This is a genomic window from Streptomyces sp. NPDC059853, assembly GCF_042731495.1.
In the GTDB taxonomy this organism is placed as follows: Bacteria; Actinomycetota; Actinomycetes; order Streptomycetales; family Streptomycetaceae; genus Streptomyces.
This window is the reverse complement of the sequence record NZ_JBHWJL010000001.1, coordinates 20766-40903: the sequence shown is the minus strand read 5'-3', so window position 1 is coordinate 40903 and position 20138 is coordinate 20766. Positions and strand designations below refer to the sequence as shown.

The following is a 20138-nucleotide window of genomic DNA, read 5'->3' as shown; positions in this document are numbered from 1 at the left end:
CATGCCTGAGAGCGGCTTGAGAGAAGCTGTACGTTCGGTGTGGGAAGATGCATTCGGCATAACCATCGGCGGTGATCCCGACTTCTTTGAAATCGGTGGTGACTCGGTCACGGCACTGTCCATATCCGCCGGGCTGGAGAAGAAGTTCAAGGTACGCCCGGAAATTTGGATCCTCTTCGATAATCCGCAGCTCAGTCAGTACGTGCAGGTCTACTCGGAGATCCTCGTGGAGGACGGCAGATGAGAATCGGAACAGATCCCTCCGCAGCGCATCAACAGAACCCTGCCTGCGGATACGCGCCGGTGATCCCGCCGGCCGAAATGGCCCGCAACCCGGCGGTGTCGAGGGAAATCCTGCGACATGCCCTCGGCTGGCTGCACCACCACAGCGCCTCCCTGCCCCCGGACGAACAGCGTGAGCTGGGCAAGAAAGTCGGAATCGCCTCCGGGTTGTATGCTGCGGAGTTCCCCGCCGAGTACGGGGGATGGTCGCTCCCCGAAGTGTACGCGGGAGAGCTGCGTGAGGAAGCTGCGGCGAGCGGCCTGCTGTTCTCCCGGCACATCCTGTCGGTACACGACGGCCCGACGCGGCTGTTGCTAGAGGGAACACCGGAGCAGCGGGAGTGCTGGTTACGCCCTCTTGTCGAGGGCCGTTGGACCAGGTGTCTGGCGATGACCGAGGAACAGGGGGGGTCCGACCTCTCCGCGTTACGGACGACCGCCACGTGGACCGATGGGCGCTGGGTGCTCTCCGGCCGGAAGTACATGATCAGCAACGCAGCACACGCCGACATGGCGATCGTGCTGGCGAACGCTGTGGGAAGGGGACGGGGAGGGCCGACCTTCTTCGCCTTCACCACCGATGCTTCCGGCTGGAAGATACTGCGGCGGCTGCCCGGGATGGACGAGCAGTATCACCAGTACGAGATCGAACTTGACTCGGTGGTGCTGTCTGAGGCCGCAGTGCTCGGTGGGCCGGGCAAGATCGGATCGGCCACCGGGATGGCGACGCAGTGGCTGCCGTACGGCCGGGTCAACATCGCGGCCAGGTCGGTGGGGCTGAGCAGATGGGCTCTGGGGGTCGCCCGCCAGCACGCCGCGGAACGCGTGATCGGCAGTGGGAAGCTGAGCGACAAGCAGTACATCCGGGAGTTCATCGTCCGCTCGCACGTCAAGATCGAGGCGGCCCGGCTACTGGTCCGGCAGGCGGCCATGGCCCTGGATAAGGGCGAGATCGGCGTACGGCAGGCGGCAGTGGCCAAACTGTACGCCACCGAGTCCGCCTGTGAGGTGATCGACGACGCCATGCAGACCCTCGGCGGGCGGGGCTGGTTGAGGGAGTTCGGGCTGGAGCAGGCCTACCGGGAGGCCCGGGTCTCCCGCATGGTGGACGGGGCCTCGGAGCTCCTCAAGGAAACCGTCTTTCACTTGTTGCCCTGACCCCGGCGGGGGCAGCGGACGCCCTACCCGTCCCGGATCGAAGAACGCATGCTGATGGGAGTAATTATGCCGCTGCGGCAGAGTTTCGCCTGGTGGTCGTTCGCGCAGGGAAAGGAGAAGGACCCCTCCCTGCTCGGACTCGCCGCCAGTATCGGCTTCACAGGCGTGGACTTTCTAGACGAGGAACTGTGGCCAGCCGCCCGTGAGGCGGGACTCGCCCTGGTGGTGGCCGATGGGCACGCCGGGGCTGACACTGGCGAGAACGGCTTCAACGACCGGGCCAACCATCATGGTCTGCGGGACGAAGTGCGGCGGAACATCGAGAAAGCGGTCCGGGAGGAAGTGGGTCATCTCGCGGTTGCCTTCGGCAACCGGCACGGCCTCTCCGACGCGGACGCAGTGTCGGTGTGCGCCGAAGGGCTGGCACCAGTGGCGGCGGAAGCAGAAGAGGCGGGTGTCGGGCTACTGCTGGAACCGCTCAACAGCACCGTTGACCACCCCGGGCACCAGTGCGACCAGTCCTGGCTGGCTTTCTCCGTGGCGCGGCAGGTTAGCTCCCCGGCCTTGCGGATACTCTATGACGCCTACCACATGCAGATCATGGAAGGGAATCTCCTGACCACGATCGGCGGCAACCTCCGTCTCATCGGCCATGTACATGTGGCCGGGGTACCGGGCCGGGGAGACTTGGACCACCGGCAGGAGGTCAACTGGCCAGCTGTCGCCCGGCTACTGCGAAAGCACGACTACCCGGGATTCGTGGGTCATGAGTACTTCCCGGAGGACGGCGCGGCAACCGCGCTGGCCCGTTCGTTCACTGTATTCGCCGGCGGCTGACCCTGTGGCCGACGAACACCCGGCACCCACGCCTTCCACCGTTGCCGCCTCCCGCGCACCCGTGTCCGGCATCTCCGCCTCCTGGCTGCACCGCGTCCGGGAGGGCCACGCCTCGGACGGACCACGTTTCGTCTTCTTTCCCCCGGCCGGGTCCAGTGCTTCCGCGGCACGCCCCCTACTGGACGCTGTCCCTCGAGAGTGGGAGGTGTGGAGCGCCCAGTACCCCTCACGCGGACCACGGCGGCGGGACCCCCCGGCAGAGTCGATCCGGGACATGGCCCTGACCTGCCTGCCAGAGCTGCTGGAAGCCGCGCCTGGGACCGTCTTCGGCGGGCACAGCTTCGGGGCGTTGCTCGCCTATGACGTGGTCCAGCTGCTGGAGCAGCGGGGACAGGCCCCTGCGGGGCTGCTGGTGTCCAGCGTCCCGGCACCGGGCACCACCCTGAGCGACGTCGCCGTGGAGGAGCTAAGCGACGACGCGCTGGTCGCCTCACTGCGCGAGCAGGGCGCCACGCTGCCCGAGGTACTAGCCAACGACGAACTCATGGGGCTGGTGCTGCCCGCCCTCCGCTCCGACCTTTCACTGGCCCGGTCCTACCGGGACGACCACGGACGCCGCCTATCCACGCCAGTACTCGGCCTGGGCGGCCGCGATGACCTGCTCACCTCACTGGAGCAGTTGCTCACCTGGCGGCACGTGACCGAACGCTGGCTTGGGCACATACTCGGCGAAGGCGGGCATTTCTACTACCTGCACGATCCAGCGCCACTGACCGGCGCGCTGAGCCGCCTCCGGCCCTCCTGGCCGGAATGGAACCCTGCCCCGGGACGGTCGGGTACCCCATGACGGGCCGCCGAGGAGTGCCGCGCAGTGAGCATTGCAACAGCGCAGTAAGGAGCGCCGCGTAGTGAACCAACCCGACAAGGAGTCCGCCCCGTCCGCCCGCCCTACCCTCGACCGGGTACGGCGGTGGGCCGAACGGGAGCCGGAACAGATTTGCCTCCTGGAGAACGGCCGTCCCCTCAGTTTTTCCCGTTTGATGGAGTACACCGACCGCACTCGGCAGGCCTTGACCGCGGCCGGCGTCGCCCCCGGGGACCTGGTAGCCGTCTCATGCAGCCGACGCGGACCCGCTGTCGCGGGCATGCTCGCCACCTGGTCGGTCGGGGCCGCCTACCTGCCGATGGCATCCAAGCTGCCGAAAGGACGCGTCGAGCGCATTCTGGCGGCGGCCCGGCCCGCCGCCGTGCTGGCCGACGCTCACGATCCGTACGCGCCTGCCGAGTGCCTGCAGCTTCCGGACAGCGTCCGACAGCTAGACCCCTCGACCGCATATGTCATCTTTACCTCCGGATCTAGCGGGACGCCGAAGGGTGTGGTGCTCGGTCACCAAGGTCTGGACGCGCTCACCCGGTGGCATGCTGAAGCATCCTCGCTCGCTCCAGGCGAATGGGCGAGCCAAGTCGCCGATCTCGGTTTCGACGCGAGTATCTGGGAGATTTGGGGAGCACTCGCCAACGGCGTGTCTCTGGCCGTGCCCTCGCTGGAGGAGCTGCTGGCCCCCCAGGCCCTCCGGGACTTTCTGCTCAGCCACCGAATCCGGGCGGGCTTCGTCCCCACCGGCTTGGTCCCAGGGTTGCTGGATCTGGACTGGCCGGGCGAGGTTCCGCTGCGAGTACTGTTCACCGGCGGCGACCGGCTGACCCGTTGGCCGACTCCCCAGCATCCCTTCCGAGTCGTCAACGCCTACGGGCCAACCGAGTGCACGGTGGTGGCCACCTGCCACCCCTTGGTCCCCCGGGTCGAGGCCGAGGGGACACCTCCCATCGGCCTTCCCCTCCCCCATGTCACGGCACGGGTGGTGGGGACGGAGGGCAGACCGGTCCCGGCAGGCGAAATAGGCGAGCTGTGGCTCTCGGGAACGACCGTCTCCCTCGGCTATCTCGAGTCAGAGGGAGTTCGCGAGGTTACGGTCCCCCACGACCTCGGTGACGGCCCGCGGCGATGGTACCGGACCGGGGATCTGGTCACCGAGGATCCGGATGGCGTGTTGCACTACGTCTCCCGGCTGGACGACCAGATCCAGATCGGCGGCCGTCGCACCGAACCGGCAGAGATAGCCCAGGCAATACTCCGCCTCCCGCCAGTAGCCGACGCGGTGGTCTTCGTCCGCGAGACCTCCTCCGGCTCACCACGACTCGCCGCTGCAATCACTCCTCAAGAGATCACTCGCGAGGAGGTCCAGCGCCATTTGCAGGGCCTCCTTCCCCGTTACATGGTCCCCTCCGAGGTGCTGGCCCTGCCGACCCTTCCACTCACCAACAACGGCAAGTTCAACATCGCCCGATTGCGCGAACTGCTGGCCGAGCGGGCGCAGACGCCCCCGCCGGCAGCGGACCCGGCGGAGGCGGCACTCGCCGAGGACTGGGAGCATGCTTGCGGAGCGGTTCCGGAAAGCCCCGAGGACACCCTCGTCAGGCTGGGGGCGGGCTCTCTCGACCTGATCTCGCTGCAGGCCAGGCTGGCCGCCCGCCTCGGCTCCGCGAAGCCGACGGCCGCTCTGACGCTGACGCAAACGCTGCGGGAGCAGGCCGAGCTACTGGCCCGGCCAGCCCCCAGCGCCGGGGGCCGAATGTACGCCCGTGCCCTGTCCGGTCCGGGAAGCCTGGGGCAGGAGGCGATCGTCTTCCTGGAGGAGGTGGCTGGCAGTCCTCTGGGGTACCAGTACCAGATGGTGCTCGAGGGGCCCGGCGCTCCCGACCCCTCGCTGCTGGCCAGGGCGATGAAGGCCGTGATCGATGCCCAGCCCGTGTTGCGCACCCGCTGGCGGATGACGTCCCGCGGCCTGGTGGGCGAGGCGGGGACGTCGGCGATCCCGCTCGTCCGGCACACGGTGGGCCCAGGAGATCTGGAACACTTGCTCGCCAAGCTGCTCGCCCAGCCGATCCGCCATGCCGATCACCCGCTGATCAGCTGGGACCTGGTGAGCGGCCCGGGCGACACCACACTACTCCAACGGGAGCACCACCTAGTCCATGACGGCTGGTCGGTCGGAGTGCTGCTGTCCATGCTGCAGGACGCCTACCGCTGTGGTGAACTCGGCACCAGCTGGGCGCCGGACGACTCCGGACCGACCTACTTCGACTGGGCCAGGGAACAGAGGGAGTGGGTAGCCGGACCCGGGAGTGAGGAAGCCCGGCGGTTCTGGCGAGCGCACCTGGCGGGCATCCCGGAAGGCCGTCCGGCGCTGCCCTGGCCGGTCTCCCCCGGGACGGCGGGCGCCCGGTCCCTGACCCGGCTCCAGCCCCTGGGCTCGGCCCTTTCAGCACGGCTGGACGCTACGGCCGCCCGGCTCGGCGTGACCCCGTTCGCACTCATGCTGTCGGCCTTCCGTCGACTGGTCGCTGAGTACGGGGGCGGGTATGGAGGCGTCATCGGTTCCGGCTTTGCCAACCGAGACCTTCCGACCCGCAACATCGTCGGCATGTTCGTGAACGTGCTACCACTGAAGCGGCCGGTGTTCCCGGGCGAGACCGCGGCAGCCGGTGCCGCCGCCGAAATGGCGCTGATCACGGCGGCCGGAGCCCACCAGCAACTGCCGACATCCGAGATCGTCGGGCTGTCTGTTAGGGGGCACTCCCTGGACCACAACCCTCTTTACCAGGTCATGTTCAGCCAGCACGACGCACCTCAGCCGGAGCTGAAGTTCGGCGAATGGCGCCCCGTCGTGCGGGAGCTGTCGAACGGGCACGGGAAGACCGACCTGAACGTGATCGTGCTAAACCGGGGCCTGCAGCACGCGCGCAGCGCGGGACGCCGTGATTCGGGGGCGTACAGCCTCCGCTGGGAACACGATCCCGCGTTCTACCCCGGCCCCGTGGTGACTGCGCTCCAGCAGCACCTAGCACGGCTGCTAGACCACGCCAGCGGCTGCCCGGGACAACCATGGCCGACCGTCGACACTGAGTGGAACGGAGTTCTGCGATGAATGAACCTCTCGTGGCCGAGAACGTACGCAAGCGCTGGTGTGAGGTCCTGGAGACCAGCCAGGCGGCCCCCGACGACGACTTCTTCCATAGCGGCGGGACCTCTCTGCTCGCCGCCCGGCTCACCAGCGTGCTCCGGGAGGATCTTGGCGTGGCCATCCCAATCACAGTGCTGTTCGACTTACCCGTCTTGGAGGAGTACGCCGCCGAGGTGTCGAATCTCGCACGAGCAACTTCCTGAGCGGCGGCCGGTGCATCATGAGCCAAGTGCGTGCCACGCCGCTGTCCTTCCAGCAGGAGGAGACGCTGCGCAACATGCGGCGGTCTCCCGGCAGCGACGTTGCCTACGACACCGTCCTAGTCTTCCGGCTCCGCGGCGCCGTGGACGAGAAGCTGCTGGCTGAGGCCCTCAGGGCCACAGTGAACCGCCACCCGGAGCTGCGGACCACCGTAGCCGCGTCGCCCTCGGGGCATGTCCAGCGCCTCTGGGCGAAGGGCGATCCGGCACCCGTGGGCCTGCACGAAGAAAGCGAATCGACCGGGGAAATGGCGGCCAAGCTCCTCGGGGCGCGGTACGGCCTGGCGGAGGTACTGGCGGGCCAGCCCTTGTTCCGGGCCGGTGTTCACCGGGCCGGTGCCGACCTCCACCTGGTCTTCGCCATCCACCATCTGATCTTCGACGGCTGGTCCACTGGCCTGCTGCTGCGTGATCTGTCGGAGTTCTACACGGCCCTGGTGGAACACCGGGGGCCAGTGCTACCACCGGTACAGCTCAGCTACGCGGACTTCGCCGGGGAGCAGCATGCGGCGTGGGAGCGCCTGCGGGAGGAGGCAGTGGAATTTTGGGGCGAGGAGCTGGCTGGCTGCACCGGCCAGGTCGCCTGGCCCCGGCCGCCGGCCGGCGGAGCGGCCACGGACACCGGCAGTATCGAGCAAGTGCGGCTGAGCAGCCGGGCGGTCGCTGCGGTACGGACAACCGCCCGGCGGGAGCGGGTGACCCCGTTCACCGTTCTGCTAACAGCGACCGCCGTCTCAGTTGCCCGGCTGACCGGGACCATCGACCTCTTCGCCGGCTCCGACACTGCGAACCGGGAGGATTCGCGCAAGCACCAGACCATCGGATACTTCACCAATACCCGGTTCTCCCGGTTGCGGGCCGCGCCAGGGCGCCCGGTAGAAGAGATGGTGCGGGACGTTCGCCGGACGTTCCGGGACACGGAGCGGCTTGCGGACGTCTACTCTGGCAAGCTTCTGGAGGCGCTGGGGCAGGCCCAGCCGATCAAGATCAATCTCTCCCCGCCGCCCGGGGCGGCGGGGAGAGCGCTTCGGCTGCCGGGAGCGGAGGCGGAGCATCTCCCGGTGAGGACCCTCGTCCGGTACTGGCGGGACTTCACCATGCAGTGGTTTGCGGGCACAGAAGAGATCACCGGCGGGATCTGGTATCGCCACGCGGGCATCGGCCAGCCGGCGGTGGAGCGGCTCGCAGCCGGGCTGGACAGGGTCCTAACGTCGGAGTTCGGACGGGCGGCAGCCTGACACCGTCCTGCCCCGCCGGGCGGCGTGCGGTTCGGGCGGGGCCGGTCAGCCCGGCAGCGGCGGCAGATGGTAGCGGGCGCGCAGGGCGTCTAGGTCGGCCCGGAACCGCCGGACTTCAGACAACGCCTCCACCCCGAGCAGTTCCCCGTCGGGCGACCTGAGCGCGGGGACCGGCAGGGGCAGGTCGTGCTCCAGCCGCGCGGCAGCCGCCCTGGCCGAGGCCGCTGCCGCCTCCGCGTCCGTCCGGGAGGCGCGGTGCCCGACCGGCAGTCGGCGCAGCAGCACAGCATCAGGGTGATCGCTCAGCGCGGCATGCAGGTCCAGCTCACCGGGGTGGGGCGGATGTGACAGCCCGTCCAGCACCAGACGGCAGTGCAGCATCGATGTCAGCGCCGCGGCGGTGGCCTCCACACAGGTCGGCCAGTCGTCCTCCGCCAGGGCGGCCTGGATGTCCCTCAGCCAGCTCTGAACGGTGCTGAGGTACAACCAGGCCGCCGGGGCGCCCCGGGCGGCAACGAACAGGCCATCCCGGTCGGGCGCGTGCCGGTGCCTGGTCACCCGGACAGTCCTTTCTCCAGCCCGTCGCTGAGAGCCTGCTCGTCCACCCCGAGCCGGAGCAGGCCGCACTCCAGGGCACGGACCGTATGCCCCGCGTCACCGCCACCGGGCTGCGGAGCGGATGCCAGGCGGCCGTAGCGGGAGAGTAACCACCTCTCCGGGCCAAGCCGCAGCTCTGCGATGGTGGGCTCGGGCACCTCTCGCACCACCGGGCGGGGATCGAACGGGGGGAGGCCGAGCCACCCGAGGAAACGCGACAGCGCCGGGATTCCGTCGACCGATTCGGCGGCCGAGACCAGGGAGGCGGGCGCGACCCGCCGCACCCGCCGGGCCAGCCACTTCTCCCCCAGCGGGGGCATCCCTCGGGAGAGGCATAGTAGTTCCAGCAGCGGCCGACGGCATAGCGGCCAGGTCTGATCCGCGGCACGGCCGGCGGCGACCAGGAGATCCGCCAGCCGGCCGGCCAGGAGCACCCGGCACAGGGCCGCGCGCAGCATCAGCGCGTACACCACGGCCTCCTGCTCCCAGGTCAGCACCCGAGCGGCCCGCGGTCGCAGCGGAACCGCGACGGCCCACATGCCGAGGACTTTCCGTTCGGCCGCGGACGGCACCGGAGACAGGGAGACGGGCCCCGCGCCGGTCTCGGCCATCCGGGTATCCAAAGCGGTGAGCCGGTCCGCGGGCGCCGACCGCGGATACCTCTCGATGCCCACCGGTACCCCGTCCACGAACAGGTGCTCCGGCCCGCCGCCACGGGGATTTTCCCGCGAAGTGAACAGGTGGATGTCCACATCGCTGCCGCGGTTGCCGAAGCCCTGCGCGAGGGAACCGACCAGATAGGGAAGCCCGTCCGCCAGGGCGGGCCCGGTGCAGACCAACAGCCGCCCGGTGGTCAGACCCACCCGGGCCAGCGCGCTGTCCGGCGCCTCCGTAGTTCTCCGGAACACTGTGACTCCCGCCTGTGCGCTCTGCACTGTCATCCTGCCCTGCATGCCCTGTCGGAGCGGTGCCGCCTCGGGCGGCCCCCACTGGTCACGGAGCGGGCGAGATGCTTTCGGCTTCTTCTCTCTCGAACACCGGTTCCGCAGTCGGTGACCGGTCCAGTGCCCGCAGCAGTCTGCCCGTCCATTTCCGTAGCAAGGCGAAGTACTCGTTGCCCCGATCAATCGCCCCGCCGATGTCGTCGAGGATCGCCTGGTAGGTCACCGCCTGGTGGGCCGCCCCGACGGCTGGTGCCGCTCGCAGGCACCGTTGCACGGCCTCATCCGGCACCACCTTCCGCCAGGCCCGTACAAAGAGGGCCAGGCGTTGTGCCTGAACCGCTGGCGTTTCGTAGCTGAGAGGAAGGGCGAGATCGACGAAGGGGTGCGCGATGCAGGCGTCCGTCCAGTCATAGAGGAACCACCTGTCCCCGGTCCACCGCAGGTTGTCGGCATGGAAGTCACCGTGGACCAGAGTCATGGGCAAGTCCCCGGCACCGAGAACGGCGCAGCGGACCCGGAACCTTGGCAGAGCGGCGCGGAGTTCCCTGCGCAGCGGGGCCGGCAGCAGGTCGTCACGGCCGGCCAGCCGGGTGATCTCCGCGGCGAGCACCTCGGGAGAGCGGACCTGGCAGCCGAGGGAGGCGAATTCGCTCAGGTAGCCGAGGGCGTCAATCTGGATGTCCGCCAGAATGCCGAGGGGGTCCTCCCGGGGTTCACCCCTTTCCTCGGGGAACTGCCGGGCGAGCCACCAGCCTTGGCCTTCCGCGAGCGGTTCGGGCACCGCCCCGGGAAACTGGCCGGCAAGCCGGGATACGACGGATACCTCGTGAGCGAACAGGTCCGGTACTGCCTTAAGCCAGACGGGCTCATGGTCAGTGTGCAGCCGCAGCATGCCAGTGATACCAGTGTGGCGCATCTGTTCCGGCGCGCCCCGGCGGCGGATTCCGTGCCAGGCCAGTGCGCGGTCCGCATCGGCCAGTGCACCGCGGAGCCAGCCGGGTCGCTGCCAGGCCGCGCGCCGGGCGGTCGGCGGGGACAGTTCGCCGGCCCGCCAGCCGAATCCCGTCGGCGGCCGGAAATCGCCGGTCAGCAGTTCCGTCTCCACTACTCCGCCCGGGAAGGCGCGCAGATACGCTACTTCCGCGCCCAGGGTCTTGCGCACAGCTCGCACGACCCCATTGGGCACGGCATCTTCCAGCTCGTCGATCTCGATTTCCGGGAGCCCGGATTCCCGCGTCAGAAACCGGTCTCCTTCACGGGTCCATAGCCGTACTGCAATGCTTTTCATCGACGGTATCCAGACCTCTCGCTACGGCCCTTCGGGAGAACTTGCTGAGGGCTGGGGAACAGGAAGGTAGTTCGTGAGACGGCGCCACATCGCATGGTCGTCCGCAGACCCGGTGTGTTCCCGAGAGAAAACGGAGGCGTATTCGGCTATTTCACTGAGCACCCAGCGCACGTGGTAAAATCTGAGCCAACTAGGTCGGCACCGAGTGACGACCCGTTCGTCAAGCGTGCGCATCACGTGGTACCAGTCTCGCTCGGGCGGCCCCCATCGGGCCCCGCCCCAGTCGGCAAGCAATAATTCGTCGCCATGGCAGAGGATATTCGGTGCACTCGGCTCACCGTGGGTAAGAACAGGCGTTCCACCCTCCGCCCGGCAGATCGCACCGAGTTCGGCGGCTTCACGGCGGAGCGATGTAATGTACTCCCGGTGAAGGCGGAATAGTTCCGCGAACTTACGGGCATACGGCCCGGCGTCCCGCGTCCTTTCCGCAAAATGCAGGGCGCGTTCCAGGTCTTCCTCAAAAGGCAGTGTGTACGTTTCCTCGGGGATCTCCGCCGCCGGTACCGCTCGGTGGACCCGGTCGACCAGGGAAACGATCCGGCCCTTCTCCTCCGGCCCCGGAGTGCTCATGGCCACCTGGGTGACCTGCAAGTAGGGGAAGACCACGACCGGGTAGCAGCCGACTTTGTGCACGGTCCGGCCATCCCGCCCGGCCAGCGGTGCAAGCACGAAATCCAGTCCGCCGCAGTGCATTTCATACGCGGCCTGATAGGCGGCGGGCACATGGCCGCGCAGGTCACGCCGGACACTGACCCATAACTCACCTGCCCGGTACTGCCAGCTGTCCTCCCCTAACGGTGAGAACTCCAAGTTTCCGCAGGCTGAGCCGAACTGCGCGGCAAGCAACTCAGACAACTGGGCTCTGTCCAGATCCTCCAAGGGGAGCAACATCAAACCTCCTGTGTGCGCCGACACCCTCCTTGCGGCATCAGCGACCGACGTGTTCAATGACTGAAGCCATCCGGTCAAGTACCGTAGCAGTTAGCACCATCGGCAAGGAAGAAGGTTCCATGAGCTTAGTCCGAGTGCATAATGAATGGGATCCGCTGGAGGAAGTGGTCATCGGGACCGCGGTGGGCGCCCGTGTACCACGGGCTGACCGTGGGCTGTTCGCAGTCAGCTATGCGGAGTACGGAAGTCCGGACCAGATACCCTCGGGGTCCCTGCCGAAGAAAATCGTGGAGGAGACCGAGGCCGATCTCGAATCCCTATGCAGGGAACTGGCGCTTATCGGAGTCAAAGTCAGGCGTCCGGAACCCCGGGACATCGCCGGAGAGATCTCCACACCGGACTGGAGCACGGATGGTTTCTACGATTACTGCCCCAGGGATGTCCTGCTGACGGTCGGGAACACCGTAATCGAAACCCCGATGGTGCTCAGATCCCGTTTTCTGGAGTCTTTCGCCTACCGAAAACTACTGCTGGAGTACTTCTCCTCCGGGGCGCGCTGGATTTCCGCACCCAAACCCCGGCTCGCCGACGAGATGTATGCTCCGGACGCCCCAGCGGGAGAACGCCTTCAGAATCACGAACCCGCGTTCGATGCCGCCAACGTGCTCCGCTTCGGCACCGACATTCTTTACCTGGTGTCGGACAGTGGGAACGACCTGGGATGGGAGTGGCTCCAGTCCGCGCTGGGCGAGACCTACACCGTGCACCCGTGCCGAGGGCTCTACGCCCACACCCATGTGGACTCCACTATCGTTCCCCTGCGTCCGGGGCTCGTCCTGCTTAATCCCGCCCGAGTGAACGACGACAATCTACCCGGCTTCCTGCGCGGCTGGGACAAGATCTGGTGCCCCGAATTGGTGGATACCGGGTTCGTGGGGGAGCACCCATACTGCTCCACCTGGATCGGCATGAACCTTCTGGTCATCCGTCCCGGCCTGGTCGTGGCTGACGACCGGCAGCCCGCTCTAATCCGCGCCCTCGGACAGCACGGGATCGACGTCCTTCCGCAGCGGCTAACCCATTCCCGTTCCCTGGGCGGGTCGTTCCACTGCGTCTCCCTCGACGTCCGTCGCACCGGCTCCCTGGAGAGCTACCGCTGATGTCCGATTGGATGGCCACGCCCTTTCGTCGGCGCGGGACGCCCGTCCCTCCTCCTCCGAAAACGAACGGTCAGGATGAAGACCACCGGAACCGAACAGAGCGACCGACCCCACGGCGAGCGGGCGGGGAGATCCGCCTCCCGCGGCCTGGGCACCGACTACTGGAAGCTCCTCAGCGCCAGCGTTCTCAGCAACCTCGGCGACGGGCTCGCCCTGGTCGCCCTGCCTTGGTACGCCTCGACACTCACGGAGAATGCCCTGGCCGTTGCCGCGGTGGGGGTAGCCGGGCGGCTGCCCTGGCTGCTATTCGCGATCATCGCCGGCTCTGTGGGCGACCGGGTCGACCGGCGGCGACTGATGGCCACCGCGGGCGCGGTGAAGGCGATGATTCTCATCGTCCTGTGCTTCCTAGTTCTGCTGGGGCCCGGGAGTGTGGCCGCGGTGCTGGTGGTGGCACTGGCGATCGGCACCTGCGAGGTGTTCTTCGATAACACCAGTCAGGCGCTGTTGCCCAATCTGGTCGGCAGGGACCGTCTGGAGCGGGCCAACGGGACGCTGTGGGGCGCGGAGGAGGTATCCAACAGGTTCCTGGGGGCACCGATCGCCGGTTTCCTGCTGGGCACCTCGCTGGTCCTGCCGTTCGCCGTCCAGGCGGCGCTGACCGCAGCCGCAGCGCTGCTGCTGCTGAGCATTCGCGGGGACTTCCGCCCAGTACCTGAGCCGGGTTCCGGGGCCGGCCCGCCGCCGGCTTTCCGACGCATGTTGGCCGAAGGGATCTCCTGGATGTGGCGGCACCGGATGCTGCGCTCTCTCGCCATCACGCTCGGCTTGTTCAACGCGGCCATGGCCATGGCCATGGCCGTACTGGTGCTGTTCGCCCAGGACGTCCTCGGGCTCGATTCACAGGGATTTGGCATGATCATGGCAGCCTCCGCAATCGGTGCCGTGGTCAGTTCGCAGGTGTCGCCGTGGATCGCCGTCCGGGTGCCGCCGGGGGCCACCCTGGCCGGCATCCTGGCCCTTCAGGTGGTGCTCTATCTGGCTCTCGTGCTGGTTCCCACGGTGCCGGTGTTCGTCATCGGCGCGATCGCGCTCGGTTTCAACACAGTCTGGTGGAACATCGTCACGGTCAGCCTGCGGCAGCGAATCATTCCCGATCATCTGCTCTCCCGGGTGAATAGTGTCTACCGCACGATGGGGTGGGGTATGTCCCCGCTGGGCATGGTGGCAGGCGGTGCAGTCGTCACACTCTTCGAATCCCCGGCTGGCCGGGAGACGGCGCTGCGCCTGCCGTATCTCTTCGCCGCGGTGCTGTGTGGCTTCCTGCTGCTCTTCACGCTGCGCAATCTCAGTACCCGGATCATCCATGACGCCCTGTCCACTGCACAGTCGGCCCGGTAACGGTGACTCTCCCCTGACTGCGGACCGCGTCAGACCGCCATGCCAGCGAGGCGGGCGCTGGCGTCCCACAGCCTCCCCGGCAGTTCCGATTCCCGGGCCGTCGGGGAGGTGCCTTTCGCCTCCCTGCGGTAGTAGTAGTCGGCAGACGGGGCCGCCCCCTCCTCACCGGTGGCCAGCCACACCAAGGTGTCGGCGCCCTTGTCCGGCGACTCCATGACAAATCTCTCCAGCGGCTTCAGCAGGCGGCCCCACCGCGAGTCGCGGTTGATCTCGGTGGTGATCACTCCGGGATGGAAAGACGTGGCGGGCACGCCAAGCCGGTTCTCCGCCTCCCGGGTGAAGAGGATATTGGCCAGTTTGGAGCGCCCGTAGGCCAGAGAGGGGTTCCAGCCACGCTCTAGCTGCAAGTCGTCCAGATCCAGGACGCCCTTGGCGTGACTGGACGACGCTGTAGTGACGATACGACCGCTCCGTGACCGGAGCCGCTCCGCCAGCAGGCAGCTGAGAAGCATGGCGGCCAGGTGGTTCACGGCCAGGGTGAGTTCGTAGCCGTCAGGCGTCACCTGCCGGCGGTGGGGCTGGATTCCCGCGTTGTTGACCAGGACATCCAGTTCGGGGTGGAGCTCCAGCACCGCTGCGGCCAGCCGTCGGACGTCACCGAGACGGGCCAGGTCGGCGGGGATCGGAGCGGGGACCCGGGCGGAGACACCGGCGGTCCGGGCGGCCTCGGTCACGCGCCGGTGGGTGGCTTCCAGCCGTGGACGGGAACGGCCGGTGATCACCACACGGTGGCCCTGACGGGCCAGCTGTACGGCCGCCGCCGCACCAATACCGGAGCTGGCTCCGGTGACAAGAATCGTCGCCATGATGATCTGTCTGCCTTTCTGTGAGTTCGGGTACCAGTCAGGGCCGGTGGCCCCGGCCACCGCCGCGTCGCACACGGCGACGGTCGGTCGATGTCGTCCTGGGCGGCGGCGACACAGCCGGTGGTCACCGGTGTGCCGCAGCACTCCCCGTGGGTGACTTCGCCGCAGAGCGCCTTTCGTATCCGCGCGTTTGTCCCGGGGTCGGGGGTTCCTTAACAGGAATGGCATGTACGGATCGCCGTGCACCCGGGCGGGCAGGCCATGACGGCCGACCACCCTCACCAGCCCTCCCTGCAACCGCCCGCCCAGCGTGCGCACCCGCTCCAGTACGGTGCCGTCGGCGAGCTGGTTGATCGTGGCCACCACAGCGGCCGTTGCTGGCGAGTTCGCCTGGTAGATCGAGCCGATGTGGGCTCGGCCGACCATGGCCAACAAGTCCGCGCTCCCGGCTACCGCGGACACCGCGTAGCCGTTGGCCATCGCCTTGCTGAAGATCCCAAGGTCGGCCCATACCCCGCGCAGTCGCTGCACGCCGCCGGCCACGACGCGGAAACCTGAGCGCGTCTCGTTGAACACCACAAGGGTGCAGTGACAGTGCGCGATGTCGACGACCTCCTGGAGGATCGTCGGCTCCAGCTCGAACGGAATGAGCAGCACCGCCGCCACTTCGCCAGCACGGGCCCGCAGTTCTTGGTCCAGGCTCTCGGTGTCCGTAGTGGAAGGGATCGACCTGTCGGCAGACCGAAACTGGAATGCCCCCGTCCCGGATCGCCGCCCAGACGTGCCAGGTGTTGGAATCACAGGGCAGACATGGTCGCGCCCGGTGCGGGCTCGGCAAAGCCGCAGCGCTGGTCGCAGCGTAGCCGGGGCCCTGCAGCGCCCCTTCGGCCCCGGGCACCAGCGCGACCAGCCGCTCTGCCAGGTCCGGTTGCACCCACTTACGCAAGGTGATCGCGAAATAGACTCCGGTTCTCGGGGGACAGCCTCCGTCACACTGGGATCGGAGTGATCGAGAAGTACCGTTCGGTAGACGAGGATGAAGTCGAGGTACTCATTGCCGTGGATGCCCCGCGCCCATGCTCCCCAAGCGGAACGGCCGAAGACCCGATAGACGTCCTCGACGAACGGGTTGGGGTCCATGACGTGAGAGGGCTCGGCCCGGGTGGCGTCGACACTCCGCCCACGCGCCGTCAGACGTCGAGTTCCGGTCGAATTGCGCCGGTCGGCGTGGTCAGCCACTGCTTTCTCCCCCGTCAGCGGGACTCGTGGTCCCGGACTGAATGAATGCCGAGAAACCGATACTACGTATGACCAGAGCAGTGGTCAACGACCGGCAATTACATTGCTGGCGTTCATGTTCTTTATTGACGACAGACAATGACCGGCCTTACGGTCCCTTTCCCTTTTTAGATTACCGGATGAGGAGAAAATTGTCCGCGCTGACGGAACCGCCCGCGTCCTGGCCCTCGTGGCCCCAGCCCGCGCCGAACGCGGAGCCCTACGTCCTGGATGCCCTGCACAGCGGCCGATGGGCGATCAGCAGTATGTACAACGGCCGACGTCTCTACGAACGCAGATTCGCCGAGTCATTCGCAAGCTATCTGGGGGTACGCCACTGCGTTCCCACCGACCACTGTTCCAGCGCCTTGGTGATGGCCCTGGAGGCACTCGACCTAGAAAACGGCAGCGAGGTGGTGGTACCCGCGCTCACCTGGGTGGCCACCGCCAGCGCCGTGTTCCGTGCTGGCCTGGTCCCCGTGCTAGCCGACGTCGACCCGAGGACCGGGACGCTGAGCCCAGAGACCATCGCCGAGGCGCTGACCCCCAGCACCGCAGCGGTGATCGTGGTGCACTGGGCCTGTGTCATGGCCGATATGCCGACTATCATCGAGTTCGCCGGAGCACGTGGCCTGGCTGTCGTCGAGGACACCGCGCAGGCCCATGGAGCGGCCTGGCAGGGCAGGCGGGCGGGCACCTTCGGGACGTTCGGCTGCTTCAGCATGCAGCACGCGAAGGTCCTCAGCTGCGGCGAGGGCGGTGCGCTGGTCACCGACCGCACCGACATGGTCCAGCGTCTGGAAGAACTGCGTGCCGATTCCCGCAGCTACCGTTCCACCCCGCACCCCGGCCAGTTGGAGCTGGCCGAGACAACATCGGTAATGGGTTCTAATTTTGGCCTCGGAGAACTCAATGCCGCGCTTCTCTGCGCGCAGCTGGAAATTCTTCCCGAGCAGCATGCACGCCGCAACGCGAATTATCTGCTCTTCGAATCTCTCCTTGCCGGTTCCTCCGGCCCGGATCTGCTCCACCGCGATCCGAGGCAGGACCAGCTTTCGCTCTACGAAATTCCCATCATCTTCCCCGAGGGAGACAACAACGAAATAGCCCGGTCCCTGACGAAGCTGACCGGACTCAATTTCCACACTCCGCGCCCACCACTGGGACAGAGCAGGCTTCTCCAGCCCTGGACCAAGAAGACACTGTCTCCTCTGACTCGGCGCTTCCTAGAACTCCACAGGGACCGGGCCCATCCCAACGCTACTCATCTCACGAGTCACGCCGTCCTTCTTCACCACAGCGCTTTCCTCTGCGCGCCCGAGGCTGTTCACTACCTCGCCGGCGTCGTCCGGGAAACGATGGAGACGGTCCGGGTGGGCTGACGTGCGTCTACCCCCGGCGTTCCACGGGGCGCCCGTGTCGGGCCGGCAGAAGGCTCGAACGTAATGAAGCCGCGCCGGTAACGGACCAGAGTGCGTACCGGCATCCTCCGGGCGGTAACCCTGCTCAGGTCGGAGGCCCTGCCCGCGATGTCCGCGAGCCGCGTCTGACCTCCTGCGACGCGTCCTTCCGGAACCACAACACCCAGAGGCCTGGTTGTGGTCCCAGCGTGCGCCCTGTCGCTTGGCGACGTCCGCGCAGGACAGGCTGATCTCAGATGATCGGCCGCAGTCCCACCGGGCCGGGACGGCGTAGTGCCGAGAGGTTGCTCAGCAGCATCCGGACCGACCACCGGTCGAAGAGCGGGTGGTGGATACCGATGGCCAGGTGCTGCACGCCCGCGACCTCCTACAGACCGGCCCGGAACAGCGTTCGGCGCTGCTGAGGAGTTCGGTGATCCGGGGTGCTGGGCGGCGGTGAGGCTTCCTGTCAGCTCTCCGACCGAGGTGCACGTCCTGCGGTCGAACAGTTTTGCGGCGGGATCGGACTCGTGCACCCGCTGCGCCATCTCCCGCCCCGACACCGCCAAGGTGGTGCGCAGTTCAGGGTGGAACGCTACGGGGTCGAGGGGCCCGGACCAGCGCCGTGGGCGCTATCCGGTCCCCGAGACGGACGAGCATCAGGTAGTCGAAGGCGAGGTCGCTGTCCGGCGACTAGCGCATATAAAACAACAAGCTCTCCTGCTGAAGGTCGACGGCGCGGTCCGGGCGAAGGGGAACCACCCGGAGACGACCCCCCGGTGGCCGGCCGACCCCGCACAGTACCCCAGCCGCCTCACAGTGAAGTTCATTTTTTTGTCCTCCGCTTGTTGCTCCCCATCCGGTCATCCGGTTGTCAGGGCAAGCAACAAGTATGTAAGTTCCCCTCTGTAGCCGACCGGATACAGGAATGGGTGAGGTGTGAGCCGCACAACGCATCAGCGAGATTCGCACGGGCTGGCACCGTTCACAGGATCAGCGCCATCCAGAAGTGGCGGTAATTTCGGACAAAATGCACCGGAAGCATCCGGAGGTAACTCCGCCACGATCCGGAAGACTCCGCGACACCGTGGCAATTCCGCGCCGTCGACACCTGCCCGCGTACCTCTCGTTCCTTCCCCTCCCTTTCCCTTGCCGCGTCGAGTCATCCGCTTGTCCCATGCCCCTTAAGACGCACGCCGCTCTTCTCGACTGTCGTACCGACAATCCTTCACCGGGGGTGACGGTTCACTGTGCACGTGAGTACGCCCAAGCTGCCCATGATTCCAACGACTTCGGAGGGAACCACGGAGGGGGACGGACACAGCCCGACGGTCGTGACCGTCAGGCTGCACCGCCTGCTGCCTGGCGACTCGCCCCGGCTGTCCGGCGAGGACAGCGGGCACGTCCGTACGCTCGCCGAGTCCGAAGGCGAACTGCCGCCGATCCTCGTACACCGCGCCACCATGCGCGTGATCGACGGCTTACACCGGCTGCGCGCCGCCGCCCTTCGCGGTGACGACCGCGTCCCCGTCATCTTCTTCGACGGGACTGCGGACGCCGCCTTCCTCGCCGCAGTGCGGGCGAATGTCAGGCACGGCCTACCGCTGACCAGAGCCGAACGCAAGGCCGCCGCCGCCCGCATCATAAGGCTGTTCCCTGATCTGTCTGACCGCGCCGTCGGGCGTGCCAGCGGACTGTCCGGCACAGTCGTCGGAACCATCCGCGCGGGCACCGCCAGACGGCGCACGGCGCCCGAAGCGAACCGGATCGGGCTCGACGGCCGGCTGCGTCCGGTCGACGGGGCGGAGGGGAGAAGGGCCGCACAGCGGGTCATCGCTGCCCGTCCGAACGCGTCACTGCGCGAGATCGCACAAGAGGCCGGGATCTCACCGAACACGGTGCGCGACGTCCGGGCCCGGCTGCAGCGCGGGGAGGGCCCGGTCCCGCCGCGCCTGCGCCGCAGCCCCTCCGACGCCCACGCAGAGCCGGGACAGGCCCCGCCATCGGCCCCGGTCATCGGGCCGGGGTCGCTGGCCACTTTGCGGAACATGCACAGAGATCCCTCCTTGCGGTTCACCGAGTCCGGACGGCGGTTGCTGCGGTTGCTGAACACGCACATCGACTACTTCGGCCAGTGGCACCACCTGCGAGAGGCCATACCGGCGTACCACCTGGACTCGGTCGCCGCACTAGCGCGGGAGTACGCCACCGTTTGGAAGAACCTCGCCGAGGAACTCGAGCACCGGGCACGCCAGGAGACGGAGGTCACCGGAGCCAGCGCCTGACCTGCCGCTTCCCAAGCACTTCACTACCGGTCACCGGAGCGGATACCGGCTGGTCACCTTGCCGATCGCCGCCATTACAGCGGCGCTCGGCGCCGGGAGCAACGGGGTTTGCACCCCCAACGCCCGCGTGCCCAGCGCGGCGAGCACCACCCAGGGGCGGGGGAGTAT

The 20138-nt window shown here is 67.6% G+C and carries 17 protein-coding genes; 11 read left to right on the top strand and 6 right to left on the bottom strand.

The window, feature by feature from the left end:
• Position 1 precedes the first annotated feature (1 nt).
• From ACFV5N_RS00155 to ACFV5N_RS00125, 7 genes are all read left to right on the top strand, one after another.
• Positions 2–244: an acyl carrier protein gene (locus tag ACFV5N_RS00155; RefSeq protein ID WP_385592082.1), complete on the top strand. Its 243-nt coding sequence runs from the start codon at positions 2–4 to the stop codon at positions 242–244.
• A complete protein-coding gene (locus ACFV5N_RS00150; RefSeq protein ID WP_385592080.1) occupies positions 241–1440 on the top strand; it encodes an acyl-CoA dehydrogenase family protein in 1200 nt (399 codons plus the stop codon). Before ACFV5N_RS00155 ends, ACFV5N_RS00150 begins: the two co-directional genes overlap by 4 nt.
• 66 nt (positions 1441–1506) lie before the next feature.
• Complete coding sequence (locus tag ACFV5N_RS00145) at positions 1507–2277, top strand: TIM barrel protein (protein WP_385592078.1); 771 nt, start codon at positions 1507–1509, stop codon at positions 2275–2277.
• Positions 2207–3124 (top strand): thioesterase II family protein, encoded by a 918-nt coding sequence (locus ACFV5N_RS00140; RefSeq protein ID WP_385592076.1) that lies wholly within the window; start codon positions 2207–2209, stop codon positions 3122–3124. The genes ACFV5N_RS00145 and ACFV5N_RS00140 overlap by 71 nt, the downstream gene beginning before the upstream one ends.
• 61 nt (positions 3125–3185) lie before the next feature.
• The gene (locus tag ACFV5N_RS00135; protein WP_385592074.1) at positions 3186–6266 is read left to right on the top strand and encodes an AMP-binding protein; all 3081 of its coding nucleotides are present in this window, start codon (positions 3186–3188) and stop codon (positions 6264–6266) included.
• Positions 6267–6277: 11 nt separating this feature from the next.
• The gene (locus ACFV5N_RS00130) at positions 6278–6505 is read left to right on the top strand and encodes a phosphopantetheine-binding protein (RefSeq protein WP_385592072.1); all 228 of its coding nucleotides are present in this window, start codon (positions 6278–6280) and stop codon (positions 6503–6505) included.
• A 26-nt stretch (positions 6506–6531) separates the two neighbouring features.
• Positions 6532–7800, top strand: a complete 1269-nt coding sequence (locus ACFV5N_RS00125; protein ID WP_385592070.1) for a condensation domain-containing protein — start codon at positions 6532–6534, stop codon at positions 7798–7800.
• Positions 7801–7845: 45 nt separating this feature from the next.
• On the opposite strand, the gene ACFV5N_RS00120 is transcribed toward ACFV5N_RS00125, so the two are convergent.
• From ACFV5N_RS00120 to ACFV5N_RS00105, 4 genes are all read right to left on the bottom strand, one after another.
• Entirely contained in the window at positions 7846–8358 is a 513-nt protein-coding gene (locus tag ACFV5N_RS00120; RefSeq protein WP_385592068.1) for a hypothetical protein, read from the bottom strand.
• Positions 8355–9305: a hypothetical protein gene (locus tag ACFV5N_RS00115; protein WP_385592066.1), complete on the bottom strand. Its 951-nt coding sequence runs from the start codon at positions 9303–9305 to the stop codon at positions 8355–8357. Before ACFV5N_RS00115 ends, ACFV5N_RS00120 begins: the two co-directional genes overlap by 4 nt.
• Before the next feature lie 85 nt (positions 9306–9390).
• Complete coding sequence (locus tag ACFV5N_RS00110; RefSeq protein ID WP_385592064.1) at positions 9391–10629, bottom strand: aminoglycoside phosphotransferase family protein; 1239 nt, start codon at positions 10627–10629, stop codon at positions 9391–9393.
• Positions 10630–10650: 21 nt separating this feature from the next.
• Complete coding sequence (locus ACFV5N_RS00105; RefSeq protein ID WP_385592062.1) at positions 10651–11568, bottom strand: phosphotransferase family protein; 918 nt, start codon at positions 11566–11568, stop codon at positions 10651–10653.
• Positions 11569–11699: 131 nt separating this feature from the next.
• On the opposite strand from ACFV5N_RS00105, the gene ACFV5N_RS00100 reads away from it, so the two are divergent.
• Together ACFV5N_RS00100 and ACFV5N_RS00095 are read left to right on the top strand one after the other, a co-directional pair.
• Positions 11700–12740 (top strand): inosamine-phosphate amidinotransferase 1, encoded by a 1041-nt coding sequence (locus ACFV5N_RS00100; RefSeq protein ID WP_385592118.1) that lies wholly within the window; start codon positions 11700–11702, stop codon positions 12738–12740.
• Positions 12741–12815: 75 nt separating this feature from the next.
• A complete protein-coding gene (locus ACFV5N_RS00095) occupies positions 12816–14141 on the top strand; it encodes an MFS transporter (protein WP_385592060.1) in 1326 nt (441 codons plus the stop codon).
• Between the two features lie 29 nt (positions 14142–14170).
• Here ACFV5N_RS00095 and ACFV5N_RS00090 read toward each other — a convergent pair whose 3' ends face one another.
• Positions 14171–15673 carry an SDR family NAD(P)-dependent oxidoreductase gene (locus ACFV5N_RS00090; protein ID WP_385592058.1) on the bottom strand — a complete coding sequence of 501 codons (1503 nt, stop codon included), beginning with the start codon at positions 15671–15673 and terminating at the stop codon, positions 14171–14173.
• 641 nt (positions 15674–16314) lie between these two features.
• On the opposite strand from ACFV5N_RS00090, the gene ACFV5N_RS00085 reads away from it, so the two are divergent.
• Complete coding sequence (locus ACFV5N_RS00085; protein WP_385592056.1) at positions 16315–17667, top strand: DegT/DnrJ/EryC1/StrS family aminotransferase; 1353 nt, start codon at positions 16315–16317, stop codon at positions 17665–17667.
• 271 nt (positions 17668–17938) lie between these two features.
• On the opposite strand, the gene ACFV5N_RS00080 is transcribed toward ACFV5N_RS00085, so the two are convergent.
• On the bottom strand, positions 17939–18061 hold the full coding sequence (locus tag ACFV5N_RS00080; protein WP_385592054.1) for a hypothetical protein: 123 nt from the start codon (positions 18059–18061) through the stop codon (positions 17939–17941).
• A 901-nt stretch (positions 18062–18962) separates the two neighbouring features.
• Between ACFV5N_RS00080 and ACFV5N_RS00075 the strand changes: the two genes are divergently transcribed.
• Positions 18963–19970 carry a ParB N-terminal domain-containing protein gene (locus ACFV5N_RS00075; protein ID WP_385592116.1) on the top strand — a complete coding sequence of 336 codons (1008 nt, stop codon included), beginning with the start codon at positions 18963–18965 and terminating at the stop codon, positions 19968–19970.
• Positions 19971–20138 lie beyond the last annotated feature (168 nt).